This is a genomic window from Kushneria pakistanensis (assembly GCF_014652795.1).
Classification (GTDB): domain Bacteria; phylum Pseudomonadota; class Gammaproteobacteria; order Pseudomonadales; family Halomonadaceae; genus Kushneria; species Kushneria pakistanensis.
The window spans coordinates 398,996-421,146 of record NZ_BMZM01000001.1 but is presented as its reverse complement, the minus strand read 5'-3'; the positions used below and the strand labels follow the sequence as shown (position 1 = coordinate 421,146).

At 58.4% G+C, this 22,151-nt stretch carries 14 protein-coding genes and 1 tRNA gene; 3 read left to right on the top strand and 12 right to left on the bottom strand.

What is annotated here, in order from left to right; all coding sequences use genetic code 11:
- Positions 1–12 precede the first annotated feature (12 nt).
- Positions 13–88 (bottom strand) — tRNA-Val (locus IE123_RS01805).
- A gap of 71 nt (positions 89–159) precedes the next feature.
- Positions 160–1,041, bottom strand: a complete 882-nt coding sequence (gene ttcA / locus IE123_RS01800; protein WP_189514512.1) for a tRNA 2-thiocytidine(32) synthetase TtcA — start codon at positions 1,039–1,041, stop codon at positions 160–162.
- A 188-nt stretch (positions 1,042–1,229) separates the two neighbouring features.
- On the opposite strand from ttcA, the gene IE123_RS01795 reads away from it, so the two are divergent.
- Positions 1,230–5,171 carry a hybrid sensor histidine kinase/response regulator gene (locus IE123_RS01795; protein WP_189514509.1) on the top strand — a complete coding sequence of 1,314 codons (3,942 nt, stop codon included), beginning with the start codon at positions 1,230–1,232 and terminating at the stop codon, positions 5,169–5,171.
- A 113-nt stretch (positions 5,172–5,284) separates the two neighbouring features.
- On the opposite strand, the gene IE123_RS01790 is transcribed toward IE123_RS01795, so the two are convergent.
- From IE123_RS01790 to IE123_RS01780, 3 genes are all read right to left on the bottom strand, one after another.
- On the bottom strand, positions 5,285–5,947 hold the full coding sequence (locus IE123_RS01790) for a response regulator (RefSeq protein ID WP_189514507.1): 663 nt from the start codon (positions 5,945–5,947) through the stop codon (positions 5,285–5,287).
- Positions 5,948–6,203: 256 nt separating this feature from the next.
- Positions 6,204–8,132: an acetate--CoA ligase gene (gene acs / locus IE123_RS01785; protein WP_229819616.1), complete on the bottom strand. Its 1,929-nt coding sequence runs from the start codon at positions 8,130–8,132 to the stop codon at positions 6,204–6,206.
- Positions 8,133–8,312: 180 nt separating this feature from the next.
- A complete protein-coding gene (locus IE123_RS01780) occupies positions 8,313–8,840 on the bottom strand; it encodes a SprT family zinc-dependent metalloprotease (protein WP_189514503.1) in 528 nt (175 codons plus the stop codon).
- Between the two features lie 77 nt (positions 8,841–8,917).
- Between IE123_RS01780 and IE123_RS01775 the strand changes: the two genes are divergently transcribed.
- Positions 8,918–9,625, top strand: a complete 708-nt coding sequence (locus IE123_RS01775) for a YecA/YgfB family protein (RefSeq protein WP_189514501.1) — start codon at positions 8,918–8,920, stop codon at positions 9,623–9,625.
- An 8-nt stretch (positions 9,626–9,633) separates the two neighbouring features.
- On the opposite strand, the gene IE123_RS01770 is transcribed toward IE123_RS01775, so the two are convergent.
- The gene (locus IE123_RS01770) at positions 9,634–10,761 is read right to left on the bottom strand and encodes a phospholipase D-like domain-containing protein (protein ID WP_189514499.1); all 1,128 of its coding nucleotides are present in this window, start codon (positions 10,759–10,761) and stop codon (positions 9,634–9,636) included.
- 143 nt (positions 10,762–10,904) lie between these two features.
- Here IE123_RS01770 and plsB point away from each other — a divergent pair, with 143 nt between their 5' ends.
- Entirely contained in the window at positions 10,905–13,385 is a 2,481-nt protein-coding gene (gene plsB / locus IE123_RS01765; protein ID WP_189514497.1) for a glycerol-3-phosphate 1-O-acyltransferase PlsB, read from the top strand.
- On the opposite strand, the gene IE123_RS01760 is transcribed toward plsB, so the two are convergent.
- From IE123_RS01760 to aceE, 6 genes are all read right to left on the bottom strand, one after another.
- Complete coding sequence (locus IE123_RS01760; RefSeq protein ID WP_189514495.1) at positions 13,377–14,168, bottom strand: class I SAM-dependent methyltransferase; 792 nt, start codon at positions 14,166–14,168, stop codon at positions 13,377–13,379. The genes plsB and IE123_RS01760 overlap by 9 nt on opposite strands.
- Positions 14,165–14,962, bottom strand: coding sequence for an undecaprenyl-diphosphate phosphatase (locus IE123_RS01755; RefSeq protein ID WP_189514493.1), 798 nt, complete (start codon positions 14,960–14,962; stop codon positions 14,165–14,167). Before IE123_RS01755 ends, IE123_RS01760 begins: the two co-directional genes overlap by 4 nt.
- Before the next feature lie 11 nt (positions 14,963–14,973).
- Entirely contained in the window at positions 14,974–15,657 is a 684-nt protein-coding gene (tsaB, locus tag IE123_RS01750) for a tRNA (adenosine(37)-N6)-threonylcarbamoyltransferase complex dimerization subunit type 1 TsaB (protein ID WP_189514491.1), read from the bottom strand.
- Positions 15,658–15,947: 290 nt separating this feature from the next.
- The gene (gene adk / locus IE123_RS01745) at positions 15,948–16,604 is read right to left on the bottom strand and encodes an adenylate kinase (protein WP_189514489.1); all 657 of its coding nucleotides are present in this window, start codon (positions 16,602–16,604) and stop codon (positions 15,948–15,950) included.
- Between the two features lie 220 nt (positions 16,605–16,824).
- Complete coding sequence (gene aceF, locus IE123_RS01740; protein WP_189514487.1) at positions 16,825–19,035, bottom strand: dihydrolipoyllysine-residue acetyltransferase; 2,211 nt, start codon at positions 19,033–19,035, stop codon at positions 16,825–16,827.
- 83 nt (positions 19,036–19,118) lie between these two features.
- Positions 19,119–21,800 (bottom strand): pyruvate dehydrogenase (acetyl-transferring), homodimeric type, encoded by a 2,682-nt coding sequence (gene aceE / locus IE123_RS01735; protein ID WP_189514485.1) that lies wholly within the window; start codon positions 21,798–21,800, stop codon positions 19,119–19,121.
- Positions 21,801–22,151: the final 351 nt, after the last annotated feature.

Genomic DNA, 22,151 nt, shown 5'->3' with positions numbered 1-22,151 from the left:
TATCAATAATGATGGTGGGTGGTACTGGGCTCGAACCAGTGACCCCCAGCTTGTAAGGCTGGTGCTCTTCCAACTGAGCTAACCACCCGGGTCATGTGGCGCTGCATTCTACCGATCATTGCTGGAAAGTCAAACACTTCCTGAGCAATAAGGTGAAATTCATGACAACGGCGTGCCGGCGTCATGTGCCATCAGATTGACCGTATCGATACGATCACGCTTCATCAGGCGCTGCTTCTCTTCAAGCCCATGAAAGTCGAACAGGTCACGATCCGCCAGCTGCGAAGGCGCCACATTGGTCAGGGCCTTGAACATGGTATCGACACGCCCCGGATGCTTGCGCTCCCAGTCTGCCAGCATTTCCTTGACGACCTGGCGCTGCAGGTTTTCCTGACTACCGCACAGGTTGCACGGAATGATGGGAAAGGCCATGGCCTCGGCAAAACGGGCAATATCGGCTTCCGAGCAGTAGGCCATCGGACGAATCACGATGTTTTTGCCATCATCGGAAAGCAGCTTGGGCGGCATCGACTTGAGCGAGCCGCCAAAGAACATGTTGAGAAAAAGCGTCTCGAGCATGTCATCACGGTGGTGGCCCAGCGCGATCTTGTTGGCACCAATTTCTTCGGCAAAGCCATAAAGCGTGCCGCGGCGCAGCCGTGAGCACAGCCCACAGGTCGTCTTGCCCTCGGGTACCTTCTCCTTGACGATCGAATAGGTATCACGTTCCACAATGTGATATTCGACCCCCTGCTCCGCCAGATACTCCGGCAGCACGTGCTCGGGAAAGCCGGGCTGCTTTTGATCCATGTTGACGGCCACCAGCTCAAAGTTCACTGGTGCGTTGCGCTGAAGATTGCGCAGGATCTCGAGCATGGTATAGGAGTCCTTGCCACCGGAAAGGCACACCATCACCCTGTCGCCTTCATTGATCATGGCGTAGTCGATAATGGCGTTGCCCACATGGCGGCGAAGGCGTTTTTGAAGCTTGTCGAATTCCCGCTTCTGACGGGTATTCACGGACTGATCAAGTTCTTGCATGGAGATGACTTCAGATTAATGCGACATTGGCGCTACTTTATCATCGCCGTAAAGCGCAGGCGAAGATCTGGTATGTCGCGCAGGGCTTGAAGGGGTGATAACGCCTGGCATGTGCCAGAGCGTTATCGATATTGTCGAGGCTGTCATCACAGAGCAGCCATTACGTTGGTCAGGCAAGGATTTCCACGATGTTTCAGGGCTGGTTACTGCTCACCATCTCGCTTTTATACATCGCCACACTCTTTGGCATTGCCTGGCGGGGCGATCGGCGGGCGCGGCGACTGGGGCCAGCCAAACGCCGCCCGCTGGTCTACAGTCTGGCGCTGGCCGTCTACTGCACCTCCTGGACCTTCTACGGCAGCGTGGGCCAGGTGGCCGATTCGGGTCTTCAGTATCTCAGCGTTTTTCTGGGCCCCATTCTCGCCTTCCTGCTGTTCTGGCCGATCCTGACCAAGATGATTCGGGTTGCCAAGCGACAAAATATCACCTCGATCGCCGATTTTATCGCCTCTCGCTACGGCAAGACCCAGGCACTGGCGGCGCTGGCAAGCATGGTAGCCCTGCTGGGCACCCTCCCCTATCTGGCCCTGCAGCTCAAGGCCATGGCGGCAAGCTTTACGGTCCTGACAGCCAACAACGATATTGTGCGCTCGCCGATCCTCGGGGATACAGCATTTTATGTCGCCGCCCTCATGGCGCTTTTTGCCATCCTGTTTGGTACACGCCATACCGATGCCACCGAACATCACGAAGGGCTGATTCAGGCCATTGCCTTTGAATCCGTGGTCAAGCTGGGCGCCTTCGTGCTGCTGGGTGCCCTGATCACCTGGGGAATGTTTGACGGGCTCAGCGAGCTTTCCAGCCGCGCCGTGAAGGACCTTTCCGCCGGCAGTCATTTCAGCAGTGCCAGTTTTGGTCAGGGCTTCTGGACCCAGACACTGCTGGCCATGCTAGCCGTGTTCTGCATTCCAAGGCAGTTTCACGTCACCGTGGTCGAAAACACCAGCACCGATGACACGGCCCGCGCCCGCTGGCTTTTTCCGCTCTACCTGCTCGCTGCCGGTTTTTTCGTGCTGCCACTGGCCGTGGCTGCGCTGACGCTGTTTGAAGGTCTGGGCCTTGACCCGGATACCTGGGTATTGCATCTGGCCATGGTCCTTGATCAGCCATGGCTTGTCATGGTCACGTTCATTGGTGGCTTTGCAGCCGCCAGCGGCATGGTCATCATGGCTGCCGTAACCCTGTCGATCATGATTTCCAATGAGGTCGTCATTCCTCTGCTGCTGCGCTTCAAGGGGTTTGACGCACGCCACGGCGACTATGCCCGCTGGGTTCTGCGCATTCGCCGCCTGATCATCGTGCTGACCCTGACGCTGGCGTACGGCTTTTACAAGCTCACCGCCCCTTCAAGCTCGCTGGCAAGTCTTGGGGTACTGTCGCTGGCCGCGCTGGCCCAGCTGGCACCGGCGCTGATTGGCGGGCTGTACTGGAAGCGTGGCAATCGTCTTGGTGTTAGCCTGGGCCTGCTGCTGGGCTTTCTGATCTGGGGCTATAGCCTGCTGCTGCCGACACTGGTGCGCGCAGGCCTGTTTTCCTTTCCCATCGAAGCAGGGCCGATGGGGATTGAGCTGCTCAGCCCCTCCAACCTGCTGGGACTGTCGCTGAACGACTCCATTACCCAGGGAGTACTCCTGTCCCTGGGCGTGAACCTTTTCTGCTATATCTTTTTCTCTCAGGTGACACGCCAGCGCGTGGTTGAGCGGATTCAGGCATCGCTGTTCGTGGATAGCGTGGCGTCTCATCAGACCCTGATCAACCGCCCATGGGGGGGGACCACTTCGGTGGGCGATCTCAAGGCCCTGTCCCGGCGCTTTCTCAACGAGGATCAGGTAGAGCGCGCCTTCAGCGACTATGGCTGGCGCCATCAGCAGCGTCTGGACCCGGGCATGCGTGCATCGATCGATCTGATCGGGTTTACCGAACGCCTGCTGGCGTCTGCCATTGGCGCCTCATCGGCACGCATCGTCGTGAATTCGGCCCTTTCCGGGCGTGATGTGTCCATCTCCGATGTGGTCTCCATCGTGGATGAAGCCTCACAGGTACTTGAGTTCAATCGATCCCTTCTGCAGGCCACCATCGAGAACATCAACCAGGGCGTCATGGTGGTGGATCACAAGCTGCGCATTGTGGTCTGGAACCAGCGTTATCTGGAGCTGTTCCGCTTTCCCGACAACCTGATCCATGTCGGTGAACCCATCGAGCGTATTTTTTTATACAACGCCGAACACGGTGAATATGGCCCGGGAGATCCCCGTGAACATGTCCGCCTTTTGATGGACAACATCCGCAGCGGTCAGGCGCATCACTATCAGCGCTACCGCCAGGATGACAGTGTGCTCGACATTCACGGCAATCCCATGGTGGGGGGTGGCTTTGTCTACACCTACCAGGATGTGACCGATCAAAAGCGCACCGAAGAGGCGCTGATTCGCTCGGAAAACAACATTCGCATCTATACCGACAACGTGCCGGCACTGATTGCCTATTTTGATCGCGATTGCCACTACCTCTTTACCAACCGCGCCTATGAGACGGCCATGGAAGTGGATCGTCTCCAGGCCATCGGCAAGCGCGCCGAAGAGGTCATGTCATCCAGTGTGTGGAAAACCCGCGCCCCCTGGATGAAGCGGGCACTTAACGGTGAGCGCGTCTCATGGGAGCTTTCCCAGCTCGACCGTGAAGGAGGCACTCGCTATATGCTGGCCACCTACACGCCCCACTTTGGGGAAGGCGGCCGCGTCCTGGGCTTTTTTGCACTCTATCAGGATATTACCGAGCGCCGACTGGCCGAAATTGCGCTCAAGGAAACCAATGAACATCTCGAGGAGCGTGTGCGCGAGCGCACCCGGGAGCTGTCCGAGGTCAATATTGCGCTGCGTCAGGAAAACCGGGTCCGCTCGGAAGCCGAGCTGGCACTGCGCCAGGCCAAGCAGGTTGCCGAGACGGCCAACGCCTCCAAGACCCGCTTTCTGGCCGCGGCAAGCCATGACCTGCTTCAGCCACTCAATGCCGCCCGCCTGTTCACCTCGGCCCTGACCCAGCGTCTGGAAGAAAGCGAGCATCACGACACCCTGGTGCATATCGATAACTCGCTGCAGGCCGCAGAGGAGCTTCTAGGCACGCTGCTGGACATCTCCAAGCTGGATGCCGGTGCCCTGACCCCCCGGCGTCAGGTTTTTGCGCTCAATGAGATCCTGCGCCCCCTGTATGCCGAGTTCTCGGTCATGGCGCAGGACCGCGGTCTGGATCTGGACATGGTCGAGACAGAGGCTGTCATCGACAGTGATCCGCAAATGCTCAGACGCATCATCCAGAACTTTCTGTCCAACGCGCTGCGTTATACCCAGCACGGACGCGTCCTGCTGGGCTGCCGCCGTCGGGGCGATCGTCTGTTGATCGAGGTCTGGGATACCGGGCCCGGGATTCCCGAGGCACGCCAGTCCGAGATCTTTCAGGAATTTCGTCGGCTTGATCAGAAATCACGTCACCGTGAAAGCGAAAAGGGGCTGGGACTGGGGCTGTCGATTGCCGATCGCATGGCCCGGGTGCTGGATCACCCCATCACCATTCGCTCACGGGAAGGTCATGGCACGGTCTTTGCGCTCGGCGTGCCCCTCAAGAAGGGAACGGTGCTTACCCGTCAGGAAACACAGGCAGCGCACAAGAGCGCCGGCAACCGCATTCGCGGCGCACGGGTGATCTGTATCGACAACGAGACCATGACGCTTGAAGGCATGAAAGCGATGCTGGAAGGCTGGGAGTGCGAGGTCTTTACGGCCACCTCGATCGGCGGCGCCCGCTCGGTCGTACGCAATATGACAGGCGAGCCGGACATCATTCTGGCCGACTATCATCTTGATAATGAAATTACCGGATTGATGGCGCTGGAATCGCTGGCAGAACGCTTTACCGGTGACGTGCCCGGCATCGTGATCACGGCCGATCGTACCGAAGAGGTTGCGGATCTGATCCGCCGCGCGGGCTATCACATGCTTAACAAGCCGGTACGACCGGCGGCGCTGCGGGCACTTTTGACCCGAACCCTTCAGGCCCATCGACGTCTGAACTGACCCTTGTCAGCAGGTATAAGAGCCACCAGATATAAAAAACCATCAGGCACGAAAAATCGTCAGACACAAAAAATCCCGGTGCATGCCGGGATTTTTTCAGGTCTGAACCAGCTTTAGTTCTCGACGCGGGAAGGCTCCACTTCAAGCTTCTGGGCAGCAATCACGGCCTGGGTGCGCGAGTGCACCCCAAGCTTGCGCAGAATGGCGGTCACATGCGCCTTGATAGTAGCCTCGGAGACATTGAGGTCATAGGCAATCTGCTTGTTCAAAAGCCCTTCGGTCAACATATTGAGCACGCGAAACTGCTGCGGCGTCAATGAGGCGATGGCGGCGGCAAATTTGGCTTCTTCCTCGTCGCCGTCTCCCAGATAATCAGCCATTTCAGGCGGCAACCATACCTCGCCATCCAGAATGGCGCTGATGCCACCGGCAATGGTATCGAGCGAGGCCGACTTGGGAATAAACCCCGACGCACCGTAATCAAGAGAACGACGCACCACCTGCGGCTCTTCACTGCCGGAAATCACGGCGACAGGGATGTCAGGCATCTGGCCGCGCAGCTGAATCAGGCCTGAAAAACCGTGTGCACCGGGCATACGCAGATCCAGAAGAATCAGGTCAGCATCAGGGTGACGCGTAACGACCTCGATGGTGGCTTCCATGGTGTCGGCTTCAACGATCTCGGCATTGGCTGCTACCTGACGCAATGACTGCGTCAGTGCCGCACGAAACAAGGGGTGATCGTCTGCCACGATAAACTTCTGGGCAAAGGCCATGCAGTTTCCTCCAGGATTCCCCGTATCATTCAGGACGGCCCAGTCCCGGTCAAAACGCGGTCAGCCACGTCATCAGCAGTGCAAGGCCGAGCGTCATCATGCCACCTGCCGATCATGTAACCAGCAATGTCAGCATGTTACCCCATGATTTTTTTATTTCCAAAATAAAACGTTAACGCCGGTTTCCCGGCGCTAACGTTCATTATGCGACAACGTGACGCGCTTGTCGTGATTCAGGCGCAGATGAGCATACTTGCTAGTGCTGAATACGATCCCTGATCAGGGCTTCCACAACCTCGGGGTCGGACAGTGTGCTGATATCTCCCAGACCATCGACCTCATTGGCAGCAATCTTGCGAAGAATGCGGCGCATGATCTTGCCCGAACGGGTCTTGGGCAGACCGGGCGCCCACTGAATGGCATCAAGCTTTGCAATCGCCCCGATATCCCGACGGACCACGTCATTGAGTTCCCGGGCCAATTCCTCACTGGGCTCTGCGTCCTGCATCAGGGTGATATAGGCGTAGATCCCCTGCCCCTTCATGTCGTGCGGAAAGCCGACAATAGCGGCTTCGGCCACGGCCGGATGTGCCACCAGCGCTGACTCGATCTCGGCCGTTCCCATTCGATGGCCGGACACATTGAGCACATCATCGATGCGACCGGTAATCCAGTAATCGCCGTCGGCATCACGATGTGCCCCATCACCCGTGAAGTAGGCGCCGGGATGCATGCTGAAATAGGTTTCTTCAAAACGCTCGTGATTACCCCAGATGGTGCGCGCCTGACCCGGCCAGCTGCCTTCGATCACCAGGCTGCCCTCACCTTCTCCTTCGCCTTCAATGCGCTTGCCTTCAGCGTCCATCAGCGCCGGGCGAATGCCAAAGAAGGGGCGCATGGCAGCGCCGGGCTTGACCTTGTCGACGTCGGTCAGTGGCGCCATCATGTGGCCACCGGTTTCGGTCTGCCACCAGGTATCCATGATCGGGCAGCGGCCGTTTCCGATAATCTGGTGGCTGAAATGCCAGGCCTGCGGATTGATGGGCTCACCCACCGTACCGATCAGGCGCAGTGAATCACGGCGGCTGCTGTCCATGACATGGTCACCACGCCCCATCATGGCGCGGATGGCGGTAGGTGAGGTATAGAAGATCGTAATATTGTGCCGGTCGATGACCTCACCCACACGGCCATAATCCGGATAGCTGGGCACACCTTCGAACATGACCGTTGTGGCACCGTTGGCCAGCGGCCCGTAAACCACATAGGAGTGGCCGGTGACCCAGCCCACATCGGCGGCACACCAGTAGACATCATCTTCACGCAGATCAAAGATCTGCTGATGGGTCATGGCAGCATAAAGCAGATAGCCACCCGTGGTATGCATCAGCCCCTTGGGCGTACCGGTAGAGCCCGAGGTATAGAGAATGAACAGCGGATCCTCGGCATTCATTTCTTCCGGCGCACACTGAGCAGACTGCTCCTTCATCATCGCGCAGGCATCAATATCGCGTGACTGCCAGTCGATGGGTGCATCGCCACAGGGAACAACCAGCACATGCTCAACGCACTCGGTGCCCTTGATGGCCAGCGCCTCATCAACGTTTTTCTTGAGTGGGACCTGCTTTCCACCGCGACGTGAAATATCTGCCGTAATGACCACGCGTGACGTGCAATCCGATATCCGTCCGGCCAGCGCCTCGGGTGAAAAGCCGCCAAATACCACGGAATGCACGGCGCCAATGCGTGCACAGGCCAGCATGGCCATGGCAGCTTCAGGAATCATGGGCATGTACAGTGTGACAGTATCACCACGCTTGACCCCAAGGGTCTTGAGCATGTTGGCAAACTGCCCCGTTTTTTCGTGCAGTTCACGGTAGGTAATCACACGCTGGTGATCAGCGTTATCACCTTCCCAGATGATGGCCGGCTTGTCGCCGCGGCTTTCAAGATGACGGTCCAGACAGTTGACCGAGGCGTTGAGTACGCCGTCCTCGAACCAGCGGATGCGGGAGTGATTCTCGCCAAAATGGCCATTGATGATCTTTTCGGGCGTGCGCATCCAGTCAAGACGCTGCATCTCTTCACGCCAGAAGGCTTCAGGAGATTCGATCGAATAACGATAGCGCTCACGATAGTCCTGCTCGCTTATCGGGCCACGCAGGCCTGGTGCGGCACCTGCCATGGCATGGGCAGTCTGGCTCATGTCGCATCTCCTTGATCTGATGGGTCACGGTTACCCATCCTGGATAGTGTGACCCTTAGATTAGCGTCAGGCGGGGGCAGACTGACCATTAGACCATGGTCACTGTTCGACCAATATCACGTTGCCTCCTGGCCGGTCGCTGCGCTGTTGAAAGCGCCTTCAGGAGACAGCGTCAAGATGCAGCCTCTCGCCACAGTGACGACAGCGATATTGACTGCCGCGGCGCTCGTTGAGATAGCGCCGACGGGTAAAGTGATGGACACGACAGCCACAGGCATAGCGGTAAGGTGCAGGACTGGCACGCGTGGTATCAAAACGATGAGTGACGCGGGGCGCACGATCAAATATGTCGATCATGACCTGCTGCCACTGCACGCCGTGCGGGCGAACGCGTCCGGGATAAACATGATGGACGACCCAGTGAGCCATTTCATGCGGCACGACCTCGGCCAGAAAGGGCTCGGGCTGCTCGGCATAGAGCGTCATGTTAAAGCGCAACCCACCGCGACCATAATGGGCCTGACCGGCGCTGCGTCCGCGCAGATCGCACCAGACGCCGGGCGCAGGCAGCGTCGGGTAGTGAGCACGGGCCTGCTGCAGGCACTGTTCCACATGCGCTACAAGGCGTGCCTGGCTGGCATCGCCAGGGGGAAAGTCACTGATGTCACTGGCAGGAAAATCGGTCATGAATGATAAACTGAAGGTTCTCAACCCGGCGGCCTGGCTGCCGCACAACGCGCTGTTTACTGCATGGATACTGCTCAATGAATGATATCACGGCCGATACGCCGCAACCGGTAGCGCTGCTGGACGATGAACGCCTTGATGCGCTGTTCGATTTTTTTGACTCCGAGCGCGTCAGCGAAGAAGCACTGGATTTTTTTGGCGCTCATGGACTTTTGACAGCGCTTGCCATCTCGACCGTGGTTCATGACCGCGATGAGCGCCATGCCCTGATCTTTGATACGACACCCGAATTTGATAACGACCAGCAGCGTCAGGAGACGCTTGATGCCCTGGACGCGCTGCTGGACAACGCCGTCGACGTTTTTGAAAACGGCAATGTCCCGGATCTGCCCTTTGATCTTGAGTTCGAGGACAGTGCAGAAGACAACGATGACCATCCCGTACGCCTGTGGTGTGCCGGCTTCATGGAAGGCGTATTCCTTGATGAGGCGGCCTGGTTCGGCACGCAGGAAGAGACCGCCGCTGAACTGCTGCTCCCGTTCATGACCCTGTCAGGACTTTTTGATGAAGAAGACCCCGAGCTGGCAGCGCTTGGGCAACAGCCGGTCGAGGCCACCCGCCTGGCAGGCCAGCTCGCCGAACTGACGCTGGATCTTTATCTGCTACAGCGTGCCCCAGCCGAAAAACCGACGCCTGCGCCTTCAAAAGGCAGTAAGGGCGCCAAGGGCAGGTCCGCTGGCAAGAGCAAATCCAAAAATGGAGGAAACGCCGGAAAACGCCGCTAGACGCGATCTCAGCGCAGTCGGGTAATCAGAGCATCCATCACACCATAGCCCCATTCACGCAGCCGCTGGCGTCGCGACCGGGACGCCCACCGGGCTGCGCTGATCTCATGGCACTGGTCAAAGCAGTGCTCAAAGAGACGCCCGAGCTCGGTGGCGAATTCGGGATCATCAATCTCCTGATTGGCCTCCAGATTCCACTGCAGACTCCAGTGATCGAAGTTGCACGAGCCAATGCTTGACCAGCCATCACACAGGCTGAACTTGGCATGAATAAAACGCGGCTGAAACTCGAAAATGCGCACGTTTGATCGCAAAAGCCGGGTAAAAAAGCGCTGTCCGGCGTAACGCACGCTGGGATGATCATGATCGCGAGCGGCCAGCAACAGCCTGACATCCACCCCACGACGTGCTGCTCGACGCAGCTGTCGTCTCAGGGTGCGGGTGGGGACAAAATAGGGCGTACAGATCCATATCCGTTCACGAGCGGTGCCGACCTGATGCTGCAACGACCGGCGTATGGCCTGATAGCGATACCCCTGCCCCCAGACCACACGCCCAACCATATGCCCTTCACTGTGCGTCGGATTCGGCAGGATCGCGGTTGCGTTACCCTTTCGCCGGGCGCCGGTAGCAAAGTCCTGCGTCTTGCGTGAGCGCCATACCCGATTGAACAGCTTGACCCAGTCATCGACACAGGGCCCGGTAATGCGCACGGCCACTTCAAACCATGACCGGAGAAACTGGTCGTTAACGCCGAATCCACCCGTAAAGGCGGTGTGCCCATCGATGACGATCAGCTTGCGATGATCGCGCGAGATAAAACGCCCCAGATGCCTGAGTGTCAAAACATTGAATTCACGCAGGGAAACGCCTGAATCGACCAGCCGCTGCTTGCTGTCATCAGACAACGACCATGAACCACAGGCATCGATCAAAAGCCGCACGTCCACCCCGCGCGCCACGGCCCGCGCCAGCGCCGCAAAAAAGCGCTCGCCCATCTCACCGTCCTCGACAATATAGAGCTCGATGAGAATCGACTCTTTTGCCTGATCGATAGCCTCAAACAGGGCAGGTACAAAACAGTCCGCCGTCGGCAACAGGGAAAAATGATTGCCGTCATGCCACTGCTCTCTCATGTTACTTCTCCCTGCCTTGCCCTCTGGGCCATGTCGATTCAACCAGCGCTATACTATAGTGCCATGTCATCGGATCGGTGCAGACCTTCATATCAGGTCATCACAACCCTCCGGCTTTCCCGATTCAGCGAGCAAACGTGGCCATGTCTGAAACGCCCTCCCAGCAAGGATTCTGGCAGCGACTGGGTTGCCGGCTACTCGGTCGCTGGCTGCGCTTTCGCAGCATCGACCCCGAGCACCCGCAAGCCCTTGTCGATACGGGTGACCGGCCGGTGATCTATATATTACCGGTATCCGCCCTTTCCGATCGCATGGCACTGTCCATCTTCTGCCAGCGCTACGGATTACCCTCTCCCGAAGGCAGCATCCTTTTATCTCACGGCCGTCGCTTCCCCGCGCGCCTGGCCCTTTTCGATGCGGCACATTACCGCCACCATCGCGGTCATGTAGATCGCTCCGCCTCGCTTGATCACCTGATCAATGCGCTCGAGCAACATCCTGACAGCGATGTTGCACTCATCCCGGTCACGCTGTTCTGGGGGCGTGCCCCGCAGCGCGAGCACGTGGGCCTTCGCCATCTGCTGACCGCCGATGGCTGGTCGCTGGTGGGCCGGCTGCAGCGTCTGGCCGGCATGATCATCAATGGCCGCTCGCTCGAGATTCGTCTGGGAGAGCCGGTATCGCTGCGCACGCTCATGGCGCATGGCGATGTTGATCAGCAGTTCAATCGCACCCGGATTACCCGCTTTCTGCGCCGCTACTTTCGACGCGTACGACTTCAGGCGATCGGGCCGGATCTTTCTCATCGCCGCACGCTTATCAGGCGTGTGTTGCGCCAGCCCGCCGTGCGCGCCGCCGCACACCAGAGCGCCCTGGAGCGCGGTGAATCCGATGACCGCGCCCTGTCGCGGGCAGAGCGCTACGGCTTTGAAATTGCCGCCAACATGTCAGCCCCGGTGCTGCGCTTTCTCTATCAGGCGCTGGGGCGGCTGTGGAACCGGCTCTACGATGGCGTCGATGTGCATGGCATCGAGGATGTCGAAGCGCTGGCAGGCACCCACGAGCTGGTCTATGTGCCCTGCCATCGCAGCCATATTGACTATCTGCTGCTTTCCTACGTTCTCTATCAACAGGGGCTGATGCCACCGCACATTGCTGCCGGGCGCAATCTTGACATGCCTCTGATCGGCCCGCTGCTGCGACGTGCCGGCGCCTTTTTCATGCGTCGCAGTTTTAAAGGCAATCGACTTTACGGCGCTGTTTTCAACGAGTACCTGCATCAGCTGCTATCTCAGGGCCATCCGGTCGAATATTTCATTGAAGGCGGGCGCTCGCGCACCGGTCGCATGCTCGCACCGCGCCCCGGCATGCTGTCGATGACGCTGCGCTCTCATGCTCGTGTCCCAAACCGCGAGATGGCTTTCGTGCCGATCTATATCGGCTATGAAAAGGTCCTCGAGTCCAATGCCTATATTCGTGAACTGCGCACGGGCGAGAAGCGCAAGGAGACCCCGCTGGGGCTGTTACGCGTGCTGCGCCACCTGCGCCAGCCCTTCGGCCGTGTTCAGGTCAGCGTGGGCGAGCCGCTGGTGCTGGGCGACTATCTGGACCAGCGCTTCCCTGACTGGCGCTCGCAAGGGAACGGCACCGACGCCGACTGGCTGCGCGAGGCGGTCCCGGATCTGAGCCTTGAAATCGCCACGCGCATCAATCACGCCGCAGCGCTGACGCCCATTTCGATGGTCGCCCTGACGATTCTGGCCACGCCGCATCGCACCATCGAAATTGACCTGCTCATGCGACAGCTTAAAACGCTCTATGCCCTGCAGGACCAACTGCCGGGCGGCAAGCGCGTTCGTCTGCCTGCCCAGGGGCCACAGGAATGGATTGCGCGCAGTGAGTATCTGGGCATGGTCAGCCGTATCGAACATTCGCTGGGCGATCTGATCACGGTCAGTGACGAACGCGCGCCGTTGTTGACCTGGTATCGCAACAACGTCCTGCATCTTTTTGCCCTTCATGCGCTGGTGGCCTTTGCCTTTCGCAACAATACGCGCCTTGATTTTGCAACGCTCGAAAGCCTGCTGGCCCCCATCTGGCCGGCCCTGCAGCAGGAATTCTTTATCGAGGATGATACGCAGGACTTCGCCGAGCGCCTGCGAAATGTACTGGACGTGTTCGTGGCACAGGGGCTTTTGACACAACATGACGACAACTGGCAGCGACCCGGTACAGGTGATGAGGCCCGTGAACGCCTCTATCTGCTGGGCCGTGCCATTCAGCCAACGCTTGAGCGCGGCTTTATCCTTTTCTCGACGCTGATGCACTACCCCAACGGCACCATCAGCCGGGAAATGCTCGAAGCCCAGAGCCAGCTACTGGCGGAGCGACTGACACGTCTTCAGGGACTCAATGCACCGGAGTTCTTTGATCGTCGCCTGTTTGCCGGCCTACTGGACACCCTGGAGCGCGATGGCTGGCTCTGGCAGTCACAGGAGCGGCTCAACTTCGATACCCGACTGCCGGACGCCCTGATGAAAAGCCGCATGCTGTTTGATCCGACGCTGCTGCATCGTCTGACGGAATTGACCGCAGGCCGGCCGCACACCGAAGCCTCAGCGTGAAGGCTTCAACGAGCGATGGACATACAGATCGTAGCGGCTGTTTTTGGACACCAGCTCATGACTGGGTGACGGCCCCTCGATCGGGGGCGCTCCTTTGGGTCGCTTGACCACAACCCGGTGAGTGGCGATATCAAGTGCCTGGACCAGCAGTTGCGGAGCGTCTGCATCATCTCCGACCAGCCGGCGAAAAAGGCGCATCTCCTTTTTTACCAGCGCGGACTTGTCCTGATGCGGATACATGGGGTCCAGATGGATGACCTGAGGGGCAATATCCGATCCCTCGACCAGCGCTGCCAACGTCTGGCTGCTGTCACCATGGGCGAACTGAAGGCGCTGTGTCAGCGCCTTTAATTCATCGATCGCACCCGCCCGCATCAGCGCATCGGACAGCAGCGCGGCCACCACTGGATGGCGCTCGATCATCAATACGCGTGAGCCCAGTGACGCCAGCACCGCACTGTCGCGCCCAAGCCCTGCCGTGGCATCAATGATCTCGGGTGATACGCCCTGCTTCAGACCACAGGCACGGGCGATCAGCTGCCCGCGGCCACCGCCGAACTGACGGCGGTGCGCTACGCCACCACCGACCAGATCAGCCCGTATCGGCGCCCCGAAATGACGCCTGTCCCCTCCCAGCTCCAGACCGTGCTCGCCGTAACGCAGCCACAGGTCATCGCTGCCCGGTGCCTGCACCAGATCAAGCCCCAGCTGGTCCGCCAGGACATGGCTTCGTGCGTCATTCCCCAGTACTACGGGACGGGTAACAGCGTGGGGAAATGTCATGCCAGAAAGATGAACAGGAACACGCCCAGGATCATGCGATAGATGACAAAGGGCAGCATGCCGATACGGTCCAGCGCGGCAAGGAAGAGCTTGATACAGGCCAGCGCCGATATGAAGGACAGGACAACCCCGCCCAGTATGGGCAGCCAGTGGGCGTCAGCGCCGGTCTGGGCAAGCTCGAGGCCCTTGAAGGTGCCCGCCGCCAGAATCAGCGGAATCGACATCAGAAACGAGAACCGTGCCGCCGCCTGGCGGGTATAGCCCAGCAGCAGCGCTGCTGTAATGGTAATACCCGAACGGGAAGTGCCGGGAATCAGGGCCAGCGCCTGCGCAAGGCCTATCAGTACCGCACTTTTAAGCGTCATCTGTGACATGACAAGCTTTCTGACGCCCTTGACATCCGCCCACCACAGCAACAGGCCAAAGACAATGGTAGAGGTCGCGATTACCAGTCCCGAACGGGCATAGTCACTGATCAGATCATTCGCTACAAAGCCCATGATGCCGGCCGGCAGGGTTGCTGCAAGCACCGCCCAGCCAATACGGGCCTCCTCACTGGAGCGACGCTTGAAAACATGGGCAAACCACCCACTCAGGATGGCCACAACGTCCTTGCGAAAGGCCATCACGACAGCCAGTAGGGTACCGACATGGACAGCAACATCGAATGCAAGCCCCTGGTCAGGCCAGCCAAACAGCTGTGATGGCAAAATCAGGTGCGCCGATGATGATACCGGCAGAAATTCGGAAATCCCCTGAATAAAGGAGAGCACCACCACATGCAACCAATCCATAAAAAGCATCCTTAACGCTTGCTGGAAACAACCTGATCACGCAGATAAATGGGAAGGGCTTCCTGGGGGCTGGTGATCAGCCCCGAGGCAAAATCCATGGCGGCCAATTGCACGATGTCGCAAGCCTCTGGTTCACGATGTTCAAGCGTTGCTCCGACACATTCCCGAACCTCGTCGGACAACCTGTCCTTCAGGCTTACACCACTGCCGATCATGGTGATCGACCAGGGCTGACACGACGGCAGTTTCAGCGCCTCGGGTGCCATGACACTATCGGCCATCAAGACTTCCGGACGCCCCTGATCTACCTGATAAAGGGCGACATAAAGCTCACCCAGGCGGGCATCCAGTGCCGGCATGACAAGACCTGCGCCATCACCGCACCAGGCACTCAGTGCCAGCGCCCTGAGCGTGGAGATACCCAGCAGCGGGCGCTCCAGGCCGTAGGCGATCCCTTGGGCAACACCGGCTGCAATACGAATGCCGGTAAAGGAGCCCGGGCCATGACCATAGGCGATCGCATCCAGCGAGCCACGGGCAATGCCGGCTTCATCCAGCAGCGCATCAATCATGGGCATCAGACGACGGGTATGACCACGCGGGGCATGCTCTACCCTGCCGATCACATTACCGTCCATCCAAAGGGCCACGGAGCAGGCAGAAGAGGAAGCATCAAGGGCCAGCAGGCTAGTCATGGTCTCACTACGTCAGAATCGGAAATGAGGCGGCATTATACGTAGGTATTGCAACGCCCGTCCAAAACGCTTTAGAACCTGCGTTTAAAAGGCAACCATGGCGCCCCACATGAGCCCAGGCCATGGAAGCAGCGCATCATGACACTGCCATGAAAGAGACACCATGCCCGCCCAACCATTCCGTGAAGTACGTCAAATAAGGGCGTAACTGCACAATTGGAAAGGAAAATTCGGACATAAAAAAACCGCATGCCCCAAGGCACGCGGTTTTTATGGGCCATGACATGATGTCAGGAAGAAAGCGCTTCAATCACTCGGGCGCGAATATCCTCGACACCACCCACGCCCTCTATCCGATGAAAGGCCGGTGCCTGTTGCGGTGCCTGCTGCTGCCACTGCTGATAGTAGGCAATCAACGGCTCGGTCTGATCATGATAGACCTCCAGACGATGGCGCACGGTTTCCTCGCGGTCATCTTCACGCTGAATCAGCTCCTCGCCGGTCTCGTCATCAATGCCGGCCTGCTTCGGCGGATGGTTGTCGACATGATAGACACGGCCTGAGCCCGGGTGAACGCGGCGCCCGGAGAGCCGGTTGATGATCTCTTCATCAGCCACATGAATTTCAAGCACGTGGTCCAGATCGATTCCGGCCTCCTTTAACGCATCGGCCTGCACGATCGTGCGGGGGAAGCCGTCAAACAGGAAGCCGTTGGCGCAATCAGGCTGCGCGATACGCTCCCTGACCAGCTCGATGATCAGATCATCGGAGACGAGTTTACCGGCAGACATGATCTCCTTGACCCTCAGGCCCAGTTCATTGCCTTCCTTGACAGCCGCCCGCAGCATATCGCCGGTCGAAATCTGGACGATATCGAAGCGTTCACAGATGAATCGGGCCTGCGTCCCCTTACCCGCACCAGGGGCTCCCAACAGGATCAAACGCATGAAAAACCGCTCCTCAATAAATGACTCATGATCCGGGCCGGCGCCACCACACAACAATGATCATGGGTGGGCCGCCTGAAGATAAAGCGCAACAATAACGACAGGCGCCATCCGGGCACAAGCGAAGTCGACGCCTATGCGACATATTGACGAAGCTTTAACACAACACCTGTACAAAAAAAGGCGGCCCCGAAGGGCCGCCCTGAGACGCCTTGCAACCTTACATGGTCAGTCGACGAATGTCGGTCAGAATCGCTGCCAGATACGCCGTAAAGCGTGCAGCATCGGCGCCATTGACGGCGCGATGATCATAGGACAGCGACAGCGGGCACATCAACCGCGGCTTGAACTCGCTTCCGTTCCATACCGGCTTCATCTGCGATTTTGAAACACCCAGAATGGCCACTTCAGGCGCATTGACGATAGGCGTAAAGGCCGTGCCGCCGATCGAGCCAAGGCTCGAAATGGTAAAGCATCCGCCCTTCATGTCGTCGCCCTTGAGCTTGCCTTCCTGTGCCCGTTTGGCAAGATCATTCACATCCCTGGCCAGCTCGATAATGCCCTTCTGATCCACATCCCGAATCACTGGCACCATCAGGCCATTGGGCGTATCCACCGCCACGCCAATGTGGAAGTACTTCTTCTGAATGATCCTGTCGCCATCAGGATGCAGCGAGACGTTGAACTGCGGGAACTTCGCCAGGGCGTGCGCTGCTGCCTTGATCATGAAGGGCAACGGCGTCAGTTTGGCGCCCTGCTGCGCCGCCTCATCCTTCATCGCCTTGCGGAAGGCCTCAAGCTCGGTGATATCAGCTTCATCGAACTGGGTAACGTGTGGCACGTTGAGCCAGCTGCGATGCAGGTTGGTCGCACCGGCCTTCATCAGGCGTCCCATCGGCTTCTCTTCGATCTCACCGAACTTGCTGAAATCGACGGCCGGGATAGGCGGAATACCGGCACCACCCTGCGCCTGCGACGACGATGGGGCGGCTGTATTGGCACCTGACTTGCGATCGGTCATGACCTGCTTGACGAAAGCGTCCACATCTTCTTTCAGCACGCGCCCCTTCGGGCCGCTGGCCTTGACCTCGGAGAGCTCAACACCCAGCTCACGCGCCATCAGACGTACGGCAGGGCCGGCATGAACACTACTGCCGGACGTGCTTTCGCCCTGCTTGCGACGCGCCTCGGGGCCGGGTTCGCCGCCGTAATCGCCGCCATCCTTCTTCGAATCCCTGGAAGCGCTGTCAGACTTGTCTTTCGAACCAGATTTTTTCGATTCGGACTTGTCTTCGGAAGATTTTTTGGCCGAATCCCCGGACTTTTTCTTCGAAGCGGCCTGGTCACTGGAGGGCTTTTTGGTCGATGAACCGTCGGACTTGCCGCCTTTCGGCTTGCTGCCCGCGACTTCGATGTAGCCGATCAGATCGCCTTCGGAGACGGTATCGCCTTCCTTGACGCTGAGTTCCACTACCTTGCCCTTGAAGGGACTGGGGATATCCATGGAGGCCTTGTCAGACTCCAGCGTGATCAGCGCATCTTCCTCGTTGATCTCATCGCCTTCGCTGACGGCTACCTCAATGATTTCGACGTTCTCGCTGCCACCGATATCAGGAACGCGAAGCTCCTGACGACCGCCTTCGCTGTCGCTTTCCTCGACATCATCTTCACCGTCACCGACAGCGTCGGCCTCTTCCTCATGATCTGCGCCATCGCCGCTGTCATCATCGGAAGTGTCTTCATCTTCGTGGTCGACACCCTCGTCATCGCCTTCACCGGCAATCTCCATGGTGCCGATCAAATCACCTTCGGAGACGGTATCGCCTTCCTTGAGTTCAAGCGAGACCAGCTTGCCGCTATAGGGACTGGGGACATCCATCGAAGCCTTGTCGGACTCAAGGGTAATCAGCGCGTCTTCTTCGCTGATGTCATCACCTTCGCTGACGGCAATTTCAATGATCTCGACGTTCTCGCTGCCACCGATATCGGGTACACGCACTTCAACCGTGCGCTTGCCACCCTTTTTACCCGCGGATTTTTTCGGCTTCTCGTCGCTTTCAACGTCAGATTCGTCGGCTTCGGCTTCTTCCTCAAGATGTTCGGCGCCGCGGCTGTCCTTGACCGACGATTGTTCATCGTCGCTTTCGTCCGCCTCGCCACCGTTGTCTTCAGCATTATCGGCGCCTTCTTCGTCCTCGGCTTCAAGTTCGAGGATATCGTCGCCTTCGGAGACCTTGTCGCCTTCGCTGACCAGCACCTTTTTGACCTTGCCCGCCCTTGGCGCGGGAATGTCCATACTGGCCTTGTCGGATTCCAGCACGATCATGGTGTCTTCAGCATTGATCGTATCGCCGGCCTGAACGGAGATCTCGATGATCTCAACGCCCTCGCTGCCCCCGATGTCGGGTACCTTAATAATTTCACTACTCAAGGTCGCGCTCCTTATCACCTGGCCGTTGCCCAGGCCGGGTGAGCCTGTCACTCACCCGGCGGCACTTTTGTGAGACAGGCGCCTCAGCTCACCAGCGGATTGGGTTTGCTGGGGTCGATGTCATATTTTTTCATCGCATCACTGACGGTTTTGGCATCGATCTCGCCACGATTGGCCAGCGCGCGCAGCGCCAGTACGGTGACAAAATAACGATCGACCTCAAAGAAACGACGCAGATGCTCACGCGTGTCGGAGCGACCGAAGCCATCGGTGCCCAGAACGTGGTAGTCGGACGGTACCCACGCACGCACCTGATCAGCATAGAGCTTCATGTAATCGGTGGAAGCAACGACCGGCCCTTCACGCCCTTCCAGGCAGCTGGTCACCCACGGCTTGTCATGATCGCCTTCAGGATTGAGGAACTGCTGACGCTCATAGGCCAGCGCTTCACGACGCAGCTCGTTGAAGCTGGTGACGCTCCAGACATCGGCAGTCACGTTGAAGTCGTCACGCAAAAGCTCGGCGGCGGCTTCCACTTCACGAAGGATCGTGCCACCCCCAAGCAACTGAACACGCGGCTGCTTCTTGTCGCTTTCGCCTTCATGAAGCAGATACATGCCACGAATGATGCCTTCCTCGCTGCCCTGGGGCATTTCGGGATGGACATAGTTTTCATTCATGACGGTCAGGTAGTAGAAGCAGCTTTCGCGCTCCTGGAACATGCGACGCAGACCGTCCTGGACGATGACCGCCAGCTCATGGGCATAACAAGGGTCGTAGGCACGGCAGTTGGGGACCGTGGACATCAGGATGTGGCTGTGGCCATCCTGGTGCTGCAGACCTTCACCGTTGATGGTGGTACGCCCGGCGGTGCCGCCGACCATGAAACCGCGGGCCTGCAGGTCACCGGCTGCCCATACCAGGTCACCCACGCGCTGATAGCCGAACATCGAGTAATAGATGTAAAACGGCAGCAGCGGCACGTGATGGTTGGCATAGGAGGTTGCTGCTGCAATCCAGGCCGCCATGGAGCCGGCTTCATTGATGCCTTCCTCGAGAATCTGACCCTTTTGATCCTCGCGGTAATACATGATCTGGCCGGTATCCATCGGCTCGTACTTCTGACCTTCAGCCGCATAGATACCAATCTGGCGGAACATGCCTTCCATGCCGAAGGTGCGCGCCTCATCGGGAATGATGGGCACTACCTGCTGACCGAACTGCTTGTTCTTCACCAGACCATTGAGCACCCTGACAAACGACATGGTGGTGGAGATTTCACGATCGCCTGACCCCTTGGTCTGGGTGGCGAACATCTTGTCATCCAGTCCCGGAATCTCGATGGACTCAAAATCGTTCTTGCGTGCCGGCAGATAGCCACCCAGTTTCTTGCGCTGCATGTGCAGGTAGCGCATTTCCGGGCTGTCATCATCAGGCTTGTAGTAGGGCATGCCCTCTTCAAGCTGCTTGTCGGATACCGGGATGCCGAAGCGGTCACGCATGACCTTGAGGGCATCGGTTTCCATCGACTTGATCTGGTGGGCTTCCATGTCGGCTTCACCGCTGCCGCCGCCCATGCCGTAACCCTTGACGGTATGCGCCAGTACAACAGTCGGTCGGTCACCGGCGTTGTTGACCGCCTCATGGTAGGCCGCATAAATCTTCTGCGGATCATGACCACCACGATTGAGGTGATAGATGTCCTCATCGGAGTAGTCCTTCACCATCTCGGCCGTCTCGGGGTACTTGCCGAAGAAATTCTCGCGGGTATAGGCACCGCCACGTGCCTTGAAGTTCTGATACTCGCCGTCGACCGCTTCATCCATGCGCTTTTGCATGATGCCCTTGCTGTCCTGCTCGAACAGCGGGTCCCACAGGCCGCCCCAGACAACCTTCAGGACGTTCCAGCCAGCGCCGCGGAACATGCCCTCAAGTTCGTCCATGATGCGGCCGTTACCACGTACCGGACCATCCAGACGCTGCAGGTTGCAGTTGATGACGAAAATCAGGTTACCGAGCTTTTCACGGCTGGCCAGGTGCAATGCCCCCAGGGATTCCGGCTCATCACACTCGCCATCACCCAGGAAGGCCCATACCTTGCGATCACCCATGTCGGCCAGTCCACGCGCGTTCATGTACTTCATGACATGCGCCTGGTAGATGGCCTGGATCGGTCCCAGTCCCATCGACACGGTCGGGAACTGCCAGTAGTCCGGCATCAGGTAGGGGTGAGGATAGGAAGAAAGGCCTTCAGAGACGGCTTCCTGGCGGAAGGTGTCCATTTGCTCTTCGGTCAGACGTCCTTCGAGAAAGGAGCGGGCATAAATGCCGGGGGTCACATGGCCCTGTATGTAGACCAGATCGCCCTTTTGCTCATCGCTGTCGGCACGGAAGAAATGGTTGAAGCCCACTTCATAAAGCACGGCACAGGACATGTAGCTGGCCAGGTGGCCACCTACTCCCTTGTGCTTCTTGTTGGCGCGAATGACCTGCGCCACGCTGTTCCAGCGGATCGCGGAGCGGATCTTGCGCTCCATGAACATGTCGCCGGGCAGCTTTGCCTCGCGATGAACGGGGATGGTATTGCGATGAGGCGTGTTCACGGAGAACGGCGGCAGCTTGCCATCACGGCGCAAGCGATCAGCCAGACGGCTCAGGATGTACTGAGCACGCTCCTCACCTTCACGATCCACTACCGATGTCAGGGCTTCCAACCACTCCCTTGTTTCGATCGGATCGTGATCTTCTCTTGCCTCCAGACTCATAGACGTCTCTCCGAATGAAGATAAGTTGTCAGCGGGCCCTTATGGAGCCTCTGGCGCTTTCAAGGCGGGGTAGGCCCCCGATATTTACAGGGGCCATGGTTTCCGGATACGTCAAACGATGGCATCGGACGTGCAGTTGTCGGCGCGGATAGCCATGAGGACACTGCAACGGGTTCCGACTCGTTAGCCATCAACGAAACAGATAACATTCGAACATGGGCGCTCTGATTGGAGGACGAAGATACCGCAAACATGAAGTCATGCCAATGAACGTCTCAGGACGCTACAGGCACGCAGTCAACAAAATCAGCGGGTTTGAGAAAACTGCAGCGGCACCTGCTCGTACGTAAC

Excerpts from the sequence above, each read along its gene's own strand:
- plsB (WP_189514497.1), top strand. The coding sequence starts at position 10,905 with ATGTCTGAAACGCCCTCCCAGCAAGGATTCTGGCAGCGACTGGGTTGC.
- IE123_RS01760 (WP_189514495.1), bottom strand. The coding sequence starts at position 14,168 with ATGACATTTCCCCACGCTGTTACCCGTCCCGTAGTACTGGGGAATGAC.
- acs (WP_229819616.1), bottom strand. The coding sequence starts at position 8,132 with ATGGCAGGTGCCGCACCAGGCCTGCGTGGCCCGATAAGCGAGCAGGAC.
- tsaB (WP_189514491.1), bottom strand. The coding sequence starts at position 15,657 with ATGACTAGCCTGCTGGCCCTTGATGCTTCCTCTTCTGCCTGCTCCGTG.
- IE123_RS01770 (WP_189514499.1), bottom strand. The coding sequence starts at position 10,761 with ATGAGAGAGCAGTGGCATGACGGCAATCATTTTTCCCTGTTGCCGACG.
- IE123_RS01755 (WP_189514493.1), bottom strand. The coding sequence starts at position 14,962 with ATGGATTGGTTGCATGTGGTGGTGCTCTCCTTTATTCAGGGGATTTCC.
- ttcA (WP_189514512.1), bottom strand. The coding sequence starts at position 1,041 with ATGCAAGAACTTGATCAGTCCGTGAATACCCGTCAGAAGCGGGAATTC.
- IE123_RS01775 (WP_189514501.1), top strand. The coding sequence starts at position 8,918 with ATGAATGATATCACGGCCGATACGCCGCAACCGGTAGCGCTGCTGGAC.
- IE123_RS01790 (WP_189514507.1), bottom strand. The coding sequence starts at position 5,947 with ATGGCCTTTGCCCAGAAGTTTATCGTGGCAGACGATCACCCCTTGTTT.
- aceE (WP_189514485.1), bottom strand. The coding sequence starts at position 21,800 with ATGAGTCTGGAGGCAAGAGAAGATCACGATCCGATCGAAACAAGGGAG.
- adk (WP_189514489.1), bottom strand. The coding sequence starts at position 16,604 with ATGCGTTTGATCCTGTTGGGAGCCCCTGGTGCGGGTAAGGGGACGCAG.
- IE123_RS01780 (WP_189514503.1), bottom strand. The coding sequence starts at position 8,840 with ATGACCGATTTTCCTGCCAGTGACATCAGTGACTTTCCCCCTGGCGAT.
- IE123_RS01795 (WP_189514509.1), top strand. The coding sequence starts at position 1,230 with ATGTTTCAGGGCTGGTTACTGCTCACCATCTCGCTTTTATACATCGCC.